Consider the following 20,524-nt stretch of genomic DNA (forward strand, 5'->3'; position numbering starts at 1 on the left):
GGCATATGAGCAAAAAATCGATTCAAAAGGTGTATGCACTTACACCGATGCAGGAAGGAATGCTGTATCATGCGATGCTTGATCCGCATTCTTCCTCTTACTTCACACAATTAGAGCTTGGCATTCAAGGTGTTTTTGATCTAGAAATCTTTGAGAAAAGCGTCAATGAACTGATCCGGTCATACGATATTCTCCGTACGGTATTTGTGCACCAGCAGCTGCAAAAGCCGCGTCAGGTTGTGTTAGCGGAACGCAAGACAAAGGTGCACTATGAAGATATCAGTCATGCAGACGAGGATCGCCAGAAAGACCACATCGAGCGTTACAAACTAGACGTTCAGCGCCAAGGCTTTAACCTGGCCAAAGACATTTTGTTCAAGGTGGCAGTTTTCCGCCTTGATGCAGATCAGCTGTATCTTGTCTGGAGCAATCACCATATTATGATGGACGGCTGGAGCATGGGCGTGCTGATGAAAAGCCTGTTCCAAAACTACGAAGCGCTCAGAGCAGGCCGCACACCTGCAAACGGGCAGGGCAAGCCATATTCCGACTACATTAAGTGGCTTGGAAAACAGGACAATGAAGAAGCGGAAGGCTACTGGAGCGAACGCTTGGCGGATTTTGAACAGCCAAGCGTGCTCCCGGGCCGCTTGCCGGAGAAAAAAGACGAGTATGTGAACAGAGAATATTCATTTACATGGGATGAGGAACTGGTTGCACGCATTCAGCAAACGGCGAATCGCCATCAAGTGACGGGGCCTAACCTGTTTCAGGCGATCTGGGGAATCGTCCTCAGCAAATATAACTTTACAAATGATGTTGTCTTTGGCACGGTCGTATCGGGACGGCCGTCTGAAATCAACGGAATTGAAACAATGGCGGGGCTCTTTATCAATACCATTCCGGTGCGTGTAAAGGTTGATCAGCAGTCTACATTCGCAGATATTTTCACAGACGTTCAGCAGCATGCGGTGGAGGCGGAGCGTTACGATTACGTGCCGCTTTACGAGATTCAAAAACGTTCAGCCTTGGACAGCAGTCTTTTGAACCATCTCGTCGCTTTTGAAAATTATCCGCTTGATCAAGAGCTTGAAAACGGCAGCATGGAAGACCGGCTCGGGTTCTCTATTAAGGTTGAGAGCGCATTTGAACAAACAAGCTTTGATTTCAACCTCATTGTTTACCCGGGTAAAACCTGGACCGTTAAAATCAAATATAACGGCGCTGCATTTGATTCTGCTTTTATTGAACGGACAGCGGGGCATCTCACCCGCATGATGACAGCCGCTGTCGAGCGGCCGGACGCTTTTGTGCGTGAGCACGGGCTTGTGGGAGAAGAAGAGCAGCGGCAAATTGTGGAGACCTTTAACAGCACTTCATCAGAACTCCCTGAAGGAATGGCTGTTCATCAAGTATTTGAAGAACAAGCAAAGCGGACACCGGCAAGTACTGCCCTCGTATATGAAGGAGCCGAGCTGACATACCGCGAGCTGAACGAAGCAGCGAACCGCCTGGCGAGAAAGCTCATCGGGCAAGGTCTTCAAAAGGGTGAAACAGCAGCCATTATGAATGACCGTTCGGCAGACACTGTTGCCGCCATGCTGGCTGTTTTAAAAGCAGGCGCCGCATATGTGCCGCTTGATCCCGCACTTCCGGAGGATCGGCTCCGTTTCATGGCGGCGGACAGCTCAATTCGGATCGCTTTAGCTGGAGAGGCCTATACAAAACAGGCAAATCAGCTGCAAGTACCGGTTCTCCCGCTGGAAGGCGTCTTTGAAGGGAATGAAACGGCTGACAATCTGAATCTGCCTGCCGATCCGTCTGACCTGGCTTACATCATGTACACGTCAGGTTCGACCGGAAAACCGAAAGGCGTCATGATCGAACATAAAAGCATTCTGCGTCTCGTTAAAAATGCAGGATACGTTCCTGTTCATGAAGAAGACCGAATGGCGCAAACGGGAGCTGTCAGCTTTGATGCAGGTACATTTGAGGTCTTTGGCGCGCTGCTGAACGGCGCTGCGCTTTATCCGGTGAAAAAAGAGACACTGCTTGACGCGACACGGTTTTCAGCGTTCCTCCGTGAGCAGAGAATTACGACGATGTGGCTGACATCGCCATTATTCAACCAGCTTGCTGCAAAGGATGCCGGCATGTTCGGCACACTGCGCCATTTAATTATCGGCGGAGACGCGCTCGTGCCGCATATTGTAAGTAAAGTGAAACAGGCATCGCCGTTGCTTTCTCTGTGGAACGGGTACGGACCGACAGAAAATACGACATTTTCTACAAGCTTTCTGATTGATCGCGAGTACAGCGGTTCAATTCCAATCGGGAAGCCAATCGGAAATTCCACTGCATACATCATGGATGAGCAGCAGCGCCTGCAGCCGATCGGCGCGCCCGGTGAACTGTGTGTCGGCGGAAGCGGCGTGGCACGGGGCTACGTCAACCTCCCAGAGCTGACGAAGAAGCAATTTCTCGAAGATCCATTCAGACCGGGTGAAAAAATGTATCGAACTGGCGACTTGGCGAGATGGCTTCCGGACGGGAATATCGAGTTTTTAGGAAGAATTGATAACCAGGTGAAGGTGCGCGGGTTCCGGATTGAGCTTGGCGAAATTGAAACCAAATTGAACATGGCCGAACATGTGACAGAGGCTGCCGTGATCATTCGCAAAAACAAAGCGGATGAAAATGAAATCTGCGCGTACTTTACAGCGGATCGCGAAGTGTCTGTGAGCGGGCTGAGAAAAACGCTGTCTCAATCATTGCCTGACTATATGGTTCCTGCCCATTTGATCCAGATGGACAGCCTGCCGCTTACACCAAACGGAAAAATCAATAAAAAAGAACTGCCTGCACCTCAATCAGACGCTGTGCAGTCTGAATATGCAGCACCCAAAACAGAGAGTGAAAAGAAATTAGCGGAGATCTGGGAAGGGATACTCGGCGTCAAAGCAGGCGTTACCGATAACTTCTTTATGATCGGCGGACATTCTCTGAAAGCGATGATGATGACGGCGAAAATTCAAGAGCATTTCCACAAGGAAGTGCCGATTAAAGTGCTTTTTGAAAAGCCGACCATTCAAGAACTGGCACTGTATTTGGAAGAGAGCGAAAGCAAGGAGGAGCAGACGTTTGAACCGATCAGGCAAGCACCTTATCAGCAGCATTATCCTGTTTCCCCGGCCCAGCGGAGAATGTACATCCTCAATCAGCTTGGACAAGCAAGCACAAGCTACAACGTCCCTGCTGTACTTTTGCTGGAGGGAGAAGTAAACAAAGACCGGCTTGAACATGCGATTCAGCAATTAATCAACCGGCACGAAATTCTCCGTACGTCGTTTGACATGATAGACGGAGAAGTCGTACAGACCGTTCATAAAAACATATCGTTCCAGCTGGAGGCTGCCAAGGGACGGGAAGAAGACGCGGAAGAGCTGATCAAATCGTTTATTCAGCCGTTTGAGTTAAACCGCGCGCCGCTCGTCCGTTCGAAGCTTGTCCAGCTTGAAGAAGAACGCCATCTGCTGCTCATTGATATGCACCATATCATTACGGACGGCAGCTCGACAGGCATTCTCATCGGCGATCTCGCCAAAATCTATCAAGGCGCAGATCTGGAGCTCCCGCAGATTCACTATAAAGATTACGCTGTCTGGCAAAAAGAACATGCGGATCATCAAAAGGATGAAGCATACTGGCTGGATACGTTTAAAGGCGAGCTGCCGGTTCTTGATCTTCCGGCGGATTTCCCGCGTCCTGCAGAACGGAGCTTTTCCGGGGAGCGCGTCATGTTCGGGCTGGATAAACAAATCACAGCTCAAATCAAATCGCTGCTGTCAGAAACAGACACAACAATGTACATGTTCCTTTTAGCCGCATTTCATGTACTGCTCTCTAAGTACGCGTCACAGGATGACATCATCGTCGGCTCACCGACTGCGGGCAGAACGCATCCTGATCTGCAAGGTGTGCCGGGTATGTTTGTCAACACGGTGGCATTGCGGACAGCGCCTGCGGGGGATAAAACCTTTGCACAATTCCTAGACGAAGTCAAAACGGTCAGTCTGCAAGCATTCGAGCACCAAAGCTATCCGCTTGAGGAACTGATTGAAAAACTGCCGCTCACAAGGGACACAAGCCGAAGCCCGCTGTTCAGCGTCATGTTCAACATGCAGAACATGGAGATTCCTTCTTTGAAATTAGGAGATTTGAAGATTTCTTCCTATTCCATGCTTCATCACGTGGCGAAATTTGATCTGTCCTTGGAAGCTGTCGAACGGGAAGAAGAAATCGGTTTAAGCTTTGACTACGCAACTGCCTTGTTTAAGGACGAGACGATCCGCCGCTGGAGCAGCCACTTCGTCAATTTGATCAAAGCAGCTGCGGTTAATCCGAACGTACGGCTGTCTGATTTGGAGATTCTTTCACCAGTTGAAACGGCAGCTTTGCTTGAAGAGAAAAAACAAACCACTCATTCTGGCAATGACACGTTTGCGTCACTTTTCGAAAAACAGGTGCAGCAAACACCTGATCATCCGGCTGTGATTTGTGGCGGAAACCAGCTGAGCTATCGTGAGCTCGATGAACAGGCAAACCAGCTGGCGCATCATTTGCGCGCGCACGGGGCAGGAAGTGAAGACATCGTAGCCCTTGTCATGGACCGTTCAGCTGACCTAATGACAGCTGTTCTTGGTGTCCTGAAGGCGGGAGCAGCTTTCCTTCCGATTGATCCGGATACGCCTGAGGAACGAATCCGCTATTCATTAGAAGACAGCGGTGCGAGATTTACAGTCGTGAATGAAAGAAATATGACTGCCATAGGGCAATATCAAGGAACCGCCATCAACATCGATCAAGCGGATTGGCGGAACGAAAGCAAGGAGCGTCCGGAACCGATTTCTGGGCCTCAGAATCTTGCATATATCATTTACACATCCGGCACGACCGGGAAGCCGAAGGGTGTGCAGATTGAGCATCGCAATCTGACAAACTATGTTTCTTGGTTTAGCAAAGAGGCAGGGCTGGCTGAAACGGATAAGTCTGTCTTGCTTTCGTCTTACGCATTCGACTTGGGATATACAAGCATTTTCCCTGTGCTTCAAGCAGGCGGTGAGCTTCACATTGTGCCGAAAGAAACATATACGGCGCCCGATCAGATTGGCCGTTATATCAAGGAACACGGCATCACGTATATCAAGCTGACACCGTCTCTGTTCCATACGATGGTGAACACGGCCAGCTTTACAAAGGAGCCGCACTTTGAATCCCTGCGCTTGATTGTGTTGGGAGGAGAAAAGATCATTCCGGCTGATGTTTTAGCTTTCAGCAAGGTATATCGGCATACCGAATTTATCAATCACTACGGTCCGACCGAAGCAACGATCGGCGCCATTGCCGGACGGGTTGACCTGACTGAACCTGACACATTCGCGAAACGGCCGATAATCGGACGGCCGATTGCCAATACCGGCGCACTTGTCTTAAATGAGTCATTGAAGCTTGTGCCTTCGGGAGCGAGCGGCCAGTTATATATCACGGGACAGGGGCTTGCCAGAGGATATCTCAGCCGTCCTCAGCTCACATCCGAGAAATTTGTGGAAAACCCGTATGCGCCGGGCAGCCTGATGTACAAGACCGGAGATGTCGTTCGGAGACTGGCTGACGGCACGATTGAATTTATCGGCCGGGCTGATGATCAGGTGAAAATCCGCGGCTACCGCATTGAGCCGAAAGAAATTGAAACGGTCATGCTCAGCCTCAGCGACGTTCAAGAAGCGGTTGTGCTTGCGGTTTCTGAGGGCGGGCTTCAGGAGCTTTGCGCGTATTATACGGCGGATCAAGCCATTGAAAAAGCAGAGCTCCGGAAACAGCTTTCACAAATACTGCCGTCTCATATGATCCCTGCCTTCTTTGTGCAGGTGGACGCCATCCCGCTCACGGCAAACGGGAAAACCGACAGAAACGCATTGCCGAAGCCGAACGCAGCGCAATCCGGATATGAAGCGTCAGCTGCTCCGGAAACAGCGCTTGAAGAAAGCCTTTGCCGCATCTGGCAGAAAACACTCGGCATTGAAGCGATCGGAATCGATGACAACTTCTTCGATTTAGGCGGCCATTCACTAAAAGGAATGATGCTCATCGCCAATATACAGGCAGAGTTGGAGAAAACCGTGCCGCTTAAAGCGCTGTTCGAACAGCCAACTGTACGCCAGCTGGCGGCTTATATGGAGGAATCGGCAGCATCAGGCGGCTATCACATGCTGAAGCCGGCTGACAAACAGGATGTGTATCCATTGTCATCCGCGCAGAAACGGATGTACGTGCTCCATCAGCTTGACCGGCAGACGATCAGCTATAATATGCCATCGGTTCTTCTTATGGAAGGCGAGCTTCACATTTCGCGCCTGCGGGAATCACTCAACCAGCTCGTAAACCGTCATGAATCATTGCGCACGTCATTTACGGAAGCAGACGGAGAGCCTGTCCAGCGCATTGTTGAGGAGGCATCAATTGATCTTCACGTGTTTGATGCAGAAGAGGGCGAGGCGGAACAGAAGATTAAAGAATTTATCCGGCCATTCGACTTAAGCGGCGCTCCGCTCATTCGCGCGGCATTACTCCGAATCGCAGACCAAAAACATCTGCTTCTATTGGATATGCATCACATTATCGCGGATGGTGTATCAAGAGGTATTTTCGTTAAAGAATTGGCACTGCTTTATAAAGGCGAACAGCTTCCGGAGCCGAAGCTTCATTATAAAGATTTCGCTGTTTGGCAAAATGAAGCCGGTCAGAAAGAACGGATGAAGGAGCATGAGCAATACTGGCTTTCAGTTCTCTCAGGCGAACTGCCGGAGCTTGACCTTCCGCTCGATTACACCCGACCGCCTGTTCAAAGCTTTGAAGGGGATACCGTCCGTTTCCGTGCGGAAAGCGGAACGGCAAAGGCGATTGAAAAACTGCTCGCAGAAACGGGAACGACTTTGCATATGGTGCTTCACACCGTCTTCCATGTCTTTTTAAGCAAAATCTCCGGACAGCGGGATATCGTGATCGGCTCGGTTACAGCAGGCCGCACGAATGCCGACGTGCAAAACATGCCGGGGATGTTCGTCAATACGCTCGCACTGAGAATGGAAGCAAGGGAAGAGCAGACATTTGCAGAGCTTCTGGAGCAAGCGAAGGAGACAAATCTGTCAGCACTTGAGCATCAGGAGTATCCGTTTGAAGACCTGGTCAATCAGTTAGACCTCCCTCGGGATATGAGCCGGAATCCTTTGTTTAATGTGATGGTTACGACAGAAAACCCTGATAAAGAACAGCTTGAGCTGCAAGATCTCACGATTTCACCTTATGAGGCACATCAAGGAACATCCAAGTTTGACCTCACATTAGGCGGTTTCGCTGACAAAAACGGCATCGGTCTGCAGCTGGAATATGCGACTGACCTATTCTCAAGAGAAACTGCTGAGCAATGGAGCGAATACGTTCTGCGATTATTGCAGGCTGTTGCAGAAAATCCAAACCAGCCGCTTTCCAGCCTGTCACTCGTCAACGAAACAGAAAAACAAACACTTTTGGAGGCATGGAAAGGAAAAACACTGCCTGTGCCGACAGACCAAACGGTTCATCAGCTGTTTGAAGAAGCGGCTAAGCGCCACAAAGACCGCCCGGCTGTCACGTATAACGGGCAATCATGGACGTACGGCGAGCTGAATGCGAAGGCGAATCGTCTGGCGCGGATTCTGATTGACTGCGGCATCGGCGCGGATGAGCGCGTCGGCATTCTCACGAAGCCGTCGCTTGAAATGTCCGCCGCGGTGCTCGGTGTCCTGAAGGCAGGAGCGGCATTTGTGCCGATTGATCCTGACTATCCGGATCAGCGGATTGAATATATCCTACAGGACAGCGGCGCGAAACTTCTCTTGAAACAAGAAGGCATCTCAGTGCCGGACAGCTACACGGGCGAGGTCATTCTTCTTGACGGCAACCGCACAATCCTGAGTCTGCCGCTTGATGAAAACGACGAGGAAAATCCGCAGACCGACACAACCTCGGATCACCTTGCTTATATGATTTACACGTCAGGAACGACCGGACAGCCGAAGGGTGTGATGATCGAGCACCATGCGCTTGTGAACCTGTGCTTCTGGCACCACGACGCATTTGGCATGACGGCGGAGGATCGCAGTGCGAAGTACGCGGGCTTCGGGTTCGACGCTTCCATTTGGGAGATGTTCCCGACCTGGACGATCGGCGCCGAGCTTCATGTCATTGATGAAGCGATCCGCCTTGATATCACCCGCCTGAATGACTATTTCGAAACGCACAACGTCACAGTCACCTTCCTGCCGACACAGCTGGCGGAACAGTTCATGGAGCTAGAGAACACATCACTCCGCGTATTGCTGACAGGCGGAGACAAACTGAAGCGTGCGGTTAAGCAGCCGTACACGATTGTCAACAACTACGGGCCGACCGAAAACACTGTCGTTGCGACGAGCACAGAAATCAATCCGGAGGAAGGTTCGCTTTCCATCGGTCGCGCGATCGCCAATACGAGAGTGTACATTCTCAGCGAAAGCCATCAGGTTCAGCCGGAAGGCGTGGCCGGAGAGCTTTGTGTGGCGGGGCGCGGACTGGCGCGCGGCTATCTGAACAGGGAAGACGAAACCGCGAAGCGGTTTGTCCCCGATCCGTTCGTGCCGGGTGAACGCATGTACAAAACAGGCGATTTAGTGAAATGGACGAACGGCGGCATCGAATACATCGGCCGGATCGACCAGCAGGTCAAAGTCCGCGGTTACCGAATCGAGCTGTCAGAAATTGAAGTGCAGCTGGCCCAGCTTTCTCAGGTGCAGGATGCGGCAGTGACAGCTGTAAAAGATAAAGGCGGCAATACAGCGATCGCGGCGTATGTCACACCGGAAACAGCTGACATAGAAGCGCTGAAATCAGCACTGAAGGAAACCCTGCCAGACTACATGATCCCGGCGTTCTGGGTGACATTAAACGAGCTTCCGGTTACCGCAAACGGCAAAGTAGACCGCAAAGCGCTTCCGGAGCCGGACATCGAAGCAGGAAGCGGAGAATACAAAGCGCCGTCCACTGACATGGAAGAGCTGCTTGCCGGCATTTGGCAGGACGTTCTCGGTATTTCTGAAGTAGGTGTCAGCGACAATTTCTTCTCGCTCGGCGGAGATTCCATTAAAGGCATCCAGATGGCGAGCCGCTTGAACCAGCACGGCTGGAAGCTGGAAATGAAGGATCTCTTCCAGCACCCGACGATTGAAGAACTGACACAATACGTGGAGCGTGCCGAAGGCAAACAGGCAGACCAAGGCCCTGTGGAGGGCGAAGTTACCCTGACGCCGATCCAGCGCTGGTTCTTTGAAAAGAATTTTTCGAACAAACACCATTGGAACCAGTCGGTCATGCTTCATTCTGCGAAGGGCTTCAATCCTGAACGGGTTGAAAAGACATTGCAGGCACTGATTGAACATCATGACGCGCTGCGCATGGTTTACCGTGAAGAAAACGGCGACATCATTCAATCGTATAAACGGATAGACGAATGCGAGGTCAGCTTCGAAATCGTTGATCTGTACGGCTCAGATGAAGATATGCTGAAAAGTCAGATTAAGGTTCTCGCTGACAGTCTGCAAAGCAGTCTTGACTTGCAAAACGGGCCGCTTCTGAAAGGGGAGCTATACCGCACGGAAGCAGGGGATCATCTGCTCATCGCTGTACACCATCTCGTGGTCGACGGCGTATCATGGCGGATTTTACTTGAGGACTTTGCATCAGGCTACGTGCAGGCTGAGAACGAAGAGAAAATCGTCTTCCCGCAAAAAACGAACTCCTTCAAGGATTGGGCGGAAGAATTGGCGGCATTCAGCCAATCAGCACACCTTTTGCAGCAGGCTGAATACTGGGCGCAAATTGACGCTGAAGAGGTTTCCGCTGTACCGAAGGATGCTGAAACAGAGGAGCGGATTGTCAAACATACATCATCCGTCATCTGCGAATTAAATGAAGAAGACACTAAACACCTCTTAACAGATGTTCATCAGCCATATGGAACCGAGATCAATGATATTCTCCTCAGTGCGCTCGGTTTAACGATGAAAGAGTGGACAGACGGTGTCAAAATCGGCATCAATCTTGAGGGGCACGGACGGGAAGACATCATCCCGAATGTGAACATCTCCAGAACGGTTGGCTGGTTTACGGCACAATATCCTGTTGTGCTCGACATGTCTGAAACAGATGTTTCAGCGGTCATCAAAGCAGTCAAAGAAAACCTGCGCCGCGTTCCGGACAAAGGCGTCGGATACGGCATTCTCCGCTACTTTACGGAACAAGCGGGAGCGCAAGGCTTCACACCGGAAATCAGCTTTAACTATTTAGGCCAATTCGACAGTGAAGTGAAAACGGATTTCTTTGAACCGTCCGCTTTCGATATGGGACGCCAAGTGAGCGAAGAATCAGAAGCCCTGTACGCTTTAAGCTTCAGCGGCATGATCCGAAACGGACGTTTTGTCCTCTCTTGCTCCTACAATGAGAAGGAATATGAAAGAGCAACGGTCGAAGCACAAATGGAGCGGTTTAAAGAAAACCTCCTCCTGATCATCCGCCATTGTACGGAAAAAGAGGACAAGGAATTCACACCGAGCGACTTCAGTGCGGGAGACCTTGAAATGGATGAGATGGGCGATATCTTTGATATGCTTGAGGAAAATTTGAAATAAAATGCAAGGGAATTACAGAAGGCGGGAGCGAAACATATGAGTCAATTTAGCAAAGATCAGGTTCAAGATATGTATTACCTATCGCCGATGCAGGAGGGGATGCTGTTTCATACCATCCTTAATCCCGGCCAGAGCTTTTACCTTGAACAAATTACGATGAAAGTAAAGGGCGACTTCAATATCAAATGCCTTGAAGAAAGCATGAATGTCATCATGGACCGGTACGATGTATTTCGTACCGTGTTCATTCACGAAAAAGTAAAAAGGCCCGTTCAAGTCGTATTAAAAAAACGTCAATTTCATATAGAAGAAATGGATCTGACACATTTACCCGAAAGTGAACAAACGGACAAAATCAATGACTACAAAGCACAGGATAAGATCAAAGGCTTTGATTTAACGCGGGATATTCCGATGAGGGCAGCCATCTTCAAAAAAGCTGACAACAGCTTTGAATGGGTGTGGAGCTACCACCACATGATTTTGGACGGATGGTGCTTCGGCATCGTCGTGCAGGATCTGTTTAAGGTATACAACGCTTTGCGCGAACAAAAGCCGTACAGTCTGCCGCCTGTCAAACCGTATAAGGAATACATCAAGTGGCTTGAAAAGCAGGATAAACAAGCATCGCTCCGCTACTGGCACGAGTACTTGGAAGACTTTGAAGGACAGACGACGTTTGCGGAGCAAAGAAAGAAACAAAAGGAAGGGTACGAACCGAAAGAACTTCTCTTCTCACTGCCGGAAGCGGAAACAAAAGCTTTTACAGAGCTTGCGAAATCTCAGCACACCACTTTGAGTACCGCTTTGCAGGCAGTCTGGAGCGTACTGATCAGCCGTTATCAGCGGTCTGACGATTTGGCTTTCGGTACAGTCGTTTCCGGACGTCCCGCGGAAATCAAAGGCGTTGAACATATGGTCGGCCTGTTTATCAACGTTGTTCCAAGAAGAGTGAAATTGGCTGAAAACATGACATTCAACGGTTTGCTCAAGCAGCTTCAGGAGCAGTCACTTGAGTCAGAACCGCATCAATATGTGCCGCTTTATGACATCCAAAGCCAAGCCAACCAGTTGAAATTGATTGACCACATCATCGTGTTTGAAAATTATCCGCTTCAGGATGCAAGCAATGAAGAAAGCGGTCAAAACGGGTTCGATATGGAGGATGTCCATGTATTTGAGAAGTCAAATTACGATCTCAATTTGATGGCCTCCCCGGGTGACGAAATGCTGATCAAGCTTGCCTATAATGAGAATGTGTTTGATGAAGCGTTTATGCTGCGCTTAAAATCCCAGCTTCTCACAGCGATTCAGCAGCTTATTCAGCATCCGGATCAGCCTGTCAGCACCATTGATTTCATTGACGAAAAAGAAAAAGAGTACTTGCTTAACGGCTTAAATCCGGCACCTCAAACGTGTGAGCCAAAACCGCTGACGGATTGGTTCAAGGAGGCGGTGGACATCAATCCAAGTGCACCGGCGCTCACATTTGCAGGCCGAACGCTGTCCTATCACGAATTAGACGAGGAAACGAACCGCCTCGCACGCCGTTTGCAAAAGCAAGGGGCAGGCAAAGGCTCAGTTGTTGCATTGTACACGAAGCGCTCGCTGGAACTGGTGATTGGGATTCTCGGTGTGTTAAAAGCGGGAGCTGCTTATGTGCCGGTTGATCCTAAGCTGCCGGATGACCGAATCTCATATATGCTGACCGACAGCGGGGCGGCATGTCTGCTTACACACCAAGAGATGAAAGAGCAAGCGAATCAGCTGCCGTTTACAGGCCAAACACTCATCATTGATGATCCCATCCGTTTTGAAGAAGAGGCAAGCGATCCTGAAACCGCGATTGCACCCGATGATGCGGCGTATATCATGTATACATCAGGCACAACCGGAAAGCCAAAGGGAAATATCACGACGCATGCCAATATTCAAGGATTAGTGAAGCACGTTGACTACATGACGTTTTCTGAAAAAGACACGTTCTTATCTGTATCGAATTACGCTTTTGACGCATTTACCTTTGATTTCTACGCTTCCATTCTGAATGGAGCAAGGCTGATTATCGCAGATGAAAATACACTGCTTGATACAGACCGTCTCACGAGTCTCATCCGCCAAGAGAATGTCAGCGTCATGTTTGCGACCACAGCTTTATTTAATCTTCTCACAGATGCGGGAGAGGATTGGCTGAAGGGGCTTCGCTGTGTGTTATTCGGCGGGGAACGCGCGTCTGTGCCTCACGTCAGGAAAGCGCTGCGGATCATGGGGCCGGGCAAGCTGATTAATTGCTACGGTCCGACTGAGGGCACGGTGTTTGCAACGGCTCACGTCGTGCACGAGATTCCGGAGTCTATCTCCTCACTGCCGATCGGAAAGCCGATCAGCAATGCGAGTATTTATATTCTTAATGAATCAAATCAGCTCCAGCCATTCGGAGCGGTCGGTGAACTATGCATCAGCGGAATGGGCGTATCAAAAGGCTATGTAAACCGTGATGAGCTGACAAAGCAGAAATTTACCGCCAACCCGTTCAAACCGGGAGAAACACTTTACCGCACCGGGGATCTCGCTCGCTGGCTGCCTGACGGTACGATTGAATACGCCGGCCGCATTGATGATCAAGTGAAAATACGGGGGCACCGGATCGAGCTGGAAGAAATCGAAAAGCAGCTGCAGGAATATCCCGGAGTAAAAGACGCGGTCGTCGTGGTGGACCGCCGCGAGTCTGGGGACGCATCAATTAACGCCTACCTCGTGAACCGGACACAGCTTTCAGCAGGAGACGTTAAGGCACACCTGAAAAAACAGCTTCCTGCTTATATGGTGCCGCAGACATTTACGTTCTTGGACGAGCTTCCTTTAACAACAAACGGAAAAGTCAATAAACGTCTGCTGCCAAAACCGGAGCAAGATCAGATATCGCAAGAATGGATTGGGCCTCGAAATGAAACGGAAGAAACAATCGCGCAAATCTGGTCCGAGATTCTCGGCAGAAAGCAAGTCAGCATCCATGACGATTTCTTCGAGCTTGGCGGCCATTCCTTAAAGGCGATGACAGCCGCTTCTCGCATCAAAAAAGAGCTCGGAATTGACCTTCCGGTGAAGCTTTTGTTTGAAGCGCCGACGATTGCCGGCATTTCAGCATATCTGAAAAACGGAGGCTCAGAAGGACTTCAGGACGTTACAATCATGAATCCGGATCAGGATGACATCATTTTCGCATTCCCGCCGGTATTGGGATATGGCTTAATGTATCAGAATCTGGCCAAGCAATTGCCGTCATACAAGCTGTGCGCCTTTGACTTTATTGAGGAGGAAAACCGTCTTGACCGTTATGCCGCTCTGATCAAGGAGCTTCAGCCGGAAGGTCCTGTGACACTGTTCGGTTATTCAGCAGGATGCAGCCTGGCGTTTGAAGCCGCTAAAAAACTTGAAGAGCAGGGACGCACTGTACAGCGGATTATCATGGTGGATTCCTATAAAAAACAAGGCGTCAGTGATCTGGATGGACGCACGGTCGAAAACGATGTCGAGGCGCTGATGAATGTAAATCGAGACAATGAAGCCCTCAATAGCGAAGCCGTCAAGCAGGGGCTCAAGAAAAAAACACATGCCTTCTACTCATACTACGTCAACCTGATCAGCTCGGGCCAAGTGAAAGCGGACATTGATTTGCTGACCTCTGATATTGACTTTGAAATGCCTGAATGGCTTTCATCATGGGAAGAGGCGACAACGGGCGCTTATCGTGTGAAAAAAGGCTTTGGTACACACGCCGAAATGCTGCAGGGCGAATGTCTTGATAGGAATGCCGGGATTTTGCGCGAATTTCTTAATAAACAAACCATAACGCTTTCTTAAGGAAGCGATGAAAGGGGGAGCCGGCCAATGAGCCAACTTTTCAAATCATTTGATGTATCGGAAAAAACGCAGCTCATCTGTTTTCCGTTTGCCGGCGGCTACTCGGCGTCATTTCGCCCTCTCCATACTTTCTTGCAGGGAGAGTGTGAAATGCTTGCAGCTGAACCGCCCGGGCACGGCACGAATCAGACGTCAGCAATTGAGGATCTCGAGCAGCTGACTGATTTGTACAAGCAAGAATTACATTTGCATCCAGATCGGCCGTTTGTGCTGTTCGGGCACAGCATGGGCGGGATGATTACCTTCAGGCTGGCGCAAAAACTGGAGCGTGAAGGCATTTTTCCGCAGGCTGTGATTATTTCTGCGATTCAGCCGCCGCATATTCAGCGGAAAAAAGTATCGCATTTGCCTGATGATCAATTTCTCGATCATATTATCAAATTAGGCGGAATGCCCGCAGAGCTCGTTGAAAATAAAGAAGTTATGTCATTTTTTCTTCCTTCGTTCAGATCGGATTACCGGGCTCTTGAACAATTCGAGCTTAATGACATGACACCGATCCAATCGCCGGTCCACGTCTTTAACGGACTGAATGACGAAAAATGCATCCGGGATGCGGAAGGCTGGAAGAAGTGGGCGAAACACATCACGTTCCATGAATTTGACGGCGGTCATATGTTTCTGCTGTCAAATACGGAGGAAGTGGCGGAACGGATTTTTGCGATTTTGAATCAGCATCCGATTTCCAGTTCCTAATGAAAAAGCGGACAGCACTGTGCTGTTCGCTTTTTTTGATATAGAATGTAAATTTTATCATGATATAATAGTCGAAATACTCTAATAAAGGCAGGTCAGGAAAACATGTCTCGGCACATCCTTCGCGCGTCTCCTAAGATGAAATGGTTAGTATTGCTGTTCACGTTTGTCTTCGCCATCGGAATGAACTCATTCAGAAATTCCTTTCAATTTTTTATGCTCCCGATGGCAGAGACCTTTCACGCCGATCGGTCGCTGATTTCGGCTTCCGTCAGCATTTTTATGATCACAACAGGTGTCGTTCAGTTTTTTGTCGGCTTTTTTATTGACCGGTTCAGCGTCAGAAAGATTATGGGGATCGGCGCCATTTGTATCAGCGCAAGCTTATTGGCGCTCCCGCAGTCGCCGAATGTCCATATATTTTCCGTGATCTACGGAGTGCTCGGCGGAATCGGCTATTCCTGCGCGGTTGGCGTGACGACACAGTATTTTATCAGCCGCTGGTTTGACACGCATAAAGGCTTGGCGCTCGCCATTTTGACCAATGCAAATTCAGCCGGTTTGCTGCTGCTGTCACCGATTTGGGCTGCGGCTCCTTACTATGCAGGCTGGCAAACTGCGTATACAATATTGGGCATTTTCTTAGCGGCTGTCCTGCTGCCTCTTTTGGCCTTCGGAATGAAGCACCCGCCCAATGTCCAAGGGCAGTCCGTGAAAAAATCTTATGACTGGCAGGGATTTTGGAAGGTGTTAAAGCAGTCCCGCCTCATTCATATCCTGTACTTCGGCGTATTTACGTGCGGATTTACGATGGGAATCATTGATGCTCATCTCGTTCCAATGCTGGAGGATGCGCATGTCTCTCATATCAACGGAATGATGGCTGCATTCGGGGCGTTTATTATCATCGGGGGATTATTGGCAGGCTGGCTGTCAGATTTGCTTGGCAGCAGAAGCGTGATGCTCTCCATTTTGTTTTTCATTCGTCTCATCAGCTTGATCTGCCTGCTCATTCCCGCACTCGGCATTCATAACAGTGAGCTCTGGTACTTGTGCTTTACGCTGTTATTCGGGCTCAGCTACACAGGCGTGATCCCGCTGACTGCTGCGTCCATTTCTGAAAGCTTTCAAACCGGGCTTATCGGCTCGCTCCTAGGCATCAATTTCTTTATCCATCAAATCGCCGGCGCTCTCAGTGTGTATGTGGGCGGATTATTTTTTGACAAGAATCATAATTATTTGCTGGTTACTGTTGTGTGTTTGGTTCTTGTAAGTTTATCAGCATTATTGGAGCTGGTGCCAATCAAAAAACACAATCATGTTCATAACGAAGAGAGTGTTGAGGGGTAAATCTCCATTAGCTGAAGAGAATGTTACTCAATGGAGCGGCATATCTCATTAACATAAAAAAAGAGGGAAAACCCTCTTTTTAAGTTTGTCATTTTACTTTTTTGGCACGTACATGTTCTTTTACTAGCTGTCTGAATGAGTGGAGCTCATTTTCGAATACAAAAAAACGTTTAGGAACTAAGATGACCTGGTGACTAGAAGTTTTGATAGAGAAAAAGTGTTTATAGTCTGCAACTGCCCTTATTTCATCCCATTCAAACAATGTATCGTAGTTTTTGGATTGAATTCGAATGCCTTGCCGGTTAATGGTATAAGTCCTTTTGCGTTTTAGCCGTTTATTGTTCTTATAGCTGGTACGCAGCCGTATATAATGAAAAGCAATCAAAAGCAATGTAAAGATCAAGGACAGAATCGCTATGAAAATACCATTATATATCACTTCAAGTGTTTCGCTGTCATAAACGGTAATCGGAAATCCATAAAAAGAATACACCAATAAAGATAGAAGAAAAATATAAATAAAATTAAACAATGCTGATATCCTTTGCCGGGATAAAAAATAACATCTCATATCTTGTAATGAAATGGCTCCCTCTAGGAAGACACTGTGTTGAATCATTCTTACACTGCACCTCAAACCATTTTTTCTTCAACTCTAACATAACATCTCATTTGTTCATAGAAATGGATTTTTCGGTTTGCTTTCTTTTTCGGAGACCGGCATTGCTTCCCAGCACGCCGATGATAATACAAACCGCACCGGCAAGGTGATACCAGGCTAGGCTTTCGTTCAAAACCACAACTCCGGCAATCATCGTCACGATGGTGGACAGATGATTAAAGGCACTCATTTTAAACGCCTCAATCTGGGACAGCGCATAGTTGGACATAAACGAAGTCACGAGCGAAGATAACACGCCCAAATACACAATCGCGAGAATAAAGCCGGGTTCCCGGAATGGATGGAAGTAAGTGCCGACCGTTCCGGAAGCGCCGTGCCGAACCAAGGCGATGGCATTGAATACGACAAATCCGATCGCTGACATGATGTAGGTGAGCTCTATCAGCCGGAAACGCTGTGTCATTTTTCTTGCGGCGGTATTGTACATAGCTGAAGACAGAGCGGACAAGAGAATGAGTACAGATCCCTTTAGGCTGGCCGATTCAACGTTCACGCCCTTCATCACAAAAATAAACATGACGCCCGCAACTGATAACACGGTGAACCCTTTTTGAGCCCACGTCGATCGCTCTTTTAAAAAATAAGCGGCAAAGACCATTGTAAAAATCGGAATCGATGCCTGAATGATCCCGGCTTCAGAGGATGACGAGTACACCAGGCCGAATGCCTGAAAGCTGAAAAACAGCGCCGGATACAGCAGGGCGAGCGGCAAAATGGCCATTACATCTTTTAAACGGATGGACAGCTTCACCCATCCGAATAAGACAGGTATAGTAGCCGCTGCAAACGCAAGGGTGAACCGGTGTGCAAGAATATCAAATGGTTCTGCCGATTGCAGCGCGATTTTCACAAAAAGGAAGGATAAACCGATAATCAAAGCGTTTAACATAGCTGCAAGATAAGCTGAGGTTTGCTGGTTTTTATACATATAGGAAGTGCTCCTTTATATAAATAATAGAGCCGGCCGCTCCCTTTTATTGTATGGGGGGGATAGGAACGGTACAATGAGAAAAACAATGAACTGTACCGGTACAAAACAGGGGGAGAAAGAATGGAGAAGTATATCAGTCTCTTAATACAGATAGAGGAAATGATGCAAAGCAGTGTCTATCAAGAAGGAGACAGGCTTCCTTCCATCAGGCAGCTGTCCGCCCGCTATCAAGTCAGCAAAAGCACGGTGATCCGCGCGCTGCAAGAGCTGGAAAAACGCCATCTCATCTATTCTGTTCCGAAAAGCGGTTATTATCTTGTGAAAAAAACGAGAAAGCCGCATAACGGCAAGTCAGGCCCAATCGACTTTGCAACGTCTGCGCCGGACCCTGATATTTTTCCGTATGTGGATTTTCAGCATTGCATCAACAAAGCGATTGATACATACAAGCATGATTTGTTTCTCTACGGAACGCCGAAGGGCCTCCCGTCGCTCATCCGTGTTCTGCAAAAGCTGTTTGCTGATCAGCAGGTATTTGCGGACGAGCGTCATATGTTTATCACATCCGGCGTCCAGCAGGCGCTATCCCTGCTATGTGCAATGCCGTTCCCCAATGGGAAAGAGAAGATCGCCATTGAACAGCCGGGCTATCATTTGATGATTGAACAAGTGGAGACACTGGGCATCCCCGCATTCGGGATAAAAAGAACGGAGCAGGGGCTTGATTTAGCGGAAGTCGAGCGGCTGTTTCAAACAGAACCGATCAAATTTTTTTATACGATGCCACGCTTCCATAACCCGCTTGGGAGCTCACTGGCCGAACGGGACAAACGAGAGCTGGTAAGATTGGCGGAAGCCTATGACGTCTATCTTGTTGAGGATGACTATCTCGGTGATCTCGAGGAAAATAAAAAGGCAGACCCGCTGTACGCATATGATCTGTCCTCACATGTGATTTATTTAAAAAGCTTTTCAAAAATGATATTTCCCGGCCTTCGCGTGGGGGCCGCCGTTTTGCCAGATGCGCTGACTGACACATTTCTTACGTACAAAAAGCTGAACGACATTGACTGCTCGATGATTTCCCAAGCCGCGTTAGAAATTTACATTAAAAGCGGAATGTTCGGCAGGCACAAGGAGAAAATCAGAAATTCCTATAAGGAACGGTCCCTCAGGCTTCATGAAGCCATTCAAACTCACGGACAATCGAGCCGCGGCCGCTTTCTATTTTCCAGCGGCCAGGCCCCGTGCATGCATACCCATCTGGTGCTTCCTGAGGATCTGCCGGCATCAAGAGTGATTCAAAAGATGAAAAAACAAGAGGTCCTTCTTGAAACGATTGACCGCCATTATTTATCAGATTATCCGAAAGAAAATCTATTAAAAATCAATCTTTCCAATGTGAAGACTGAAGATATTGAACGCGGCATTAAGCTGCTGATGAGCCATTTATAAAAGCGCTTCGTACGAGATCATCGTGATGTTCTCCGGGAAATCAGGGCGGGCGGCGCACACGGCCATTTTATAGCCGGGGTCTACCTCATACGTTTTGATAAAGCAAGGCGTATGGTGTTCCGGAAGCTCGACGGATACTCGGCCATCCTCATGCAGGCGCACGGAGAAGGAGTCAAGCGGCAGCGATAGGCCTTTGCCTTCCTGCTTAATAAAGCTCTCTTTCATAGACCATAGATGATAAAAATAATCGTTTTGCTCGTCTTTATGTTTGGATAAAAGATCGCTGTACTCGTTCTTCGAAAAGAAACGTTCGGCAATCCCGAGGCTGATTGGCTTCATTTTTTCAATATCGACGCCGATCGGATCTGAATCAAACGCGCCGATGACCCAATGGCCGGAGTGGGAAATGTTAAAGTGGGCATTGGGGAGGTCAGGGATACAAGGCTTCCCGTATTCCTGCGCGCTGAATCGGATATCGGCTTTATTCAGCTGGTACTGCTCGCTGATGACAGAGCGAACAAGCACATCTCCCAGGAGGGTGCGGTGAGCATCTTCTTTATGATAAAATCTCCGGCATTTCTCCCGTTTTTCAGCGGAAACGAAAGACATCAGCCGATCCGTTTCTTCCTGTGAAAGCGGGCGGTCCATATAAATTCCGTAAATTTTCATTCTAGATCCTCCGTCTGCAAAAGATTGTCAAAACCATCCTATCATACTTCAACAAGA

General features: G+C 48.8%; 8 protein-coding genes. 5 read left to right on the forward strand and 3 right to left on the reverse strand.

The window, feature by feature from the left end:
- The first annotated feature begins 5 nt into the window (after window positions 1-5).
- The 4 genes from srfAB (at window position 6) to AU387_RS01025 (ending at window position 16,730) form a co-directional block, all read left to right on the forward strand.
- Entirely contained in the window at window positions 6-10,760 is a 10,755-nt protein-coding gene (srfAB, locus tag AU387_RS21860; RefSeq protein WP_059334475.1) for a surfactin non-ribosomal peptide synthetase SrfAB, read from the forward strand.
- A 36-nt stretch (window positions 10,761-10,796) separates the two neighbouring features.
- Window positions 10,797-14,624 (forward strand): surfactin non-ribosomal peptide synthetase SrfAC, encoded by a 3,828-nt coding sequence (gene srfAC, locus AU387_RS01015; protein ID WP_059334476.1) that lies wholly within the window; start codon window positions 10,797-10,799, stop codon window positions 14,622-14,624.
- A 27-nt stretch (window positions 14,625-14,651) separates the two neighbouring features.
- On the forward strand, window positions 14,652-15,380 hold the full coding sequence (gene srfAD / locus AU387_RS01020) for a surfactin biosynthesis thioesterase SrfAD (protein WP_059334477.1): 729 nt from the start codon (window positions 14,652-14,654) through the stop codon (window positions 15,378-15,380).
- Between the two features lie 105 nt (window positions 15,381-15,485).
- Entirely contained in the window at window positions 15,486-16,730 is a 1,245-nt protein-coding gene (locus AU387_RS01025; protein ID WP_082687803.1) for an MFS transporter, read from the forward strand.
- 88 nt (window positions 16,731-16,818) lie between these two features.
- Here the strand turns inward: AU387_RS01025 and AU387_RS01030 are convergent, their stop codons facing one another.
- Both AU387_RS01030 and AU387_RS01035 read right to left on the reverse strand, forming a co-directional pair.
- Window positions 16,819-17,262 carry a YcxB family protein gene (locus tag AU387_RS01030; RefSeq protein ID WP_227534192.1) on the reverse strand — a complete coding sequence of 148 codons (444 nt, stop codon included), beginning with the start codon at window positions 17,260-17,262 and terminating at the stop codon, window positions 16,819-16,821.
- Between the two features lie 136 nt (window positions 17,263-17,398).
- Entirely contained in the window at window positions 17,399-18,340 is a 942-nt protein-coding gene (locus tag AU387_RS01035; RefSeq protein WP_059334479.1) for a DMT family transporter, read from the reverse strand.
- A gap of 123 nt (window positions 18,341-18,463) precedes the next feature.
- On the opposite strand from AU387_RS01035, the gene AU387_RS01040 reads away from it, so the two are divergent.
- Window positions 18,464-19,798, forward strand: a complete 1,335-nt coding sequence (locus AU387_RS01040; protein ID WP_044161907.1) for an aminotransferase-like domain-containing protein — start codon at window positions 18,464-18,466, stop codon at window positions 19,796-19,798.
- On the opposite strand, the gene AU387_RS01045 is transcribed toward AU387_RS01040, so the two are convergent.
- Window positions 19,793-20,467 (reverse strand): 4'-phosphopantetheinyl transferase family protein, encoded by a 675-nt coding sequence (locus AU387_RS01045; protein WP_059334480.1) that lies wholly within the window; start codon window positions 20,465-20,467, stop codon window positions 19,793-19,795. The genes AU387_RS01040 and AU387_RS01045 overlap by 6 nt on opposite strands.
- Window positions 20,468-20,524: the final 57 nt, after the last annotated feature.

Origin of the sequence: Bacillus halotolerans (assembly GCF_001517105.1) — a bacterium.
GTDB lineage: Bacteria > Bacillota > Bacilli > Bacillales > Bacillaceae > Bacillus > Bacillus halotolerans.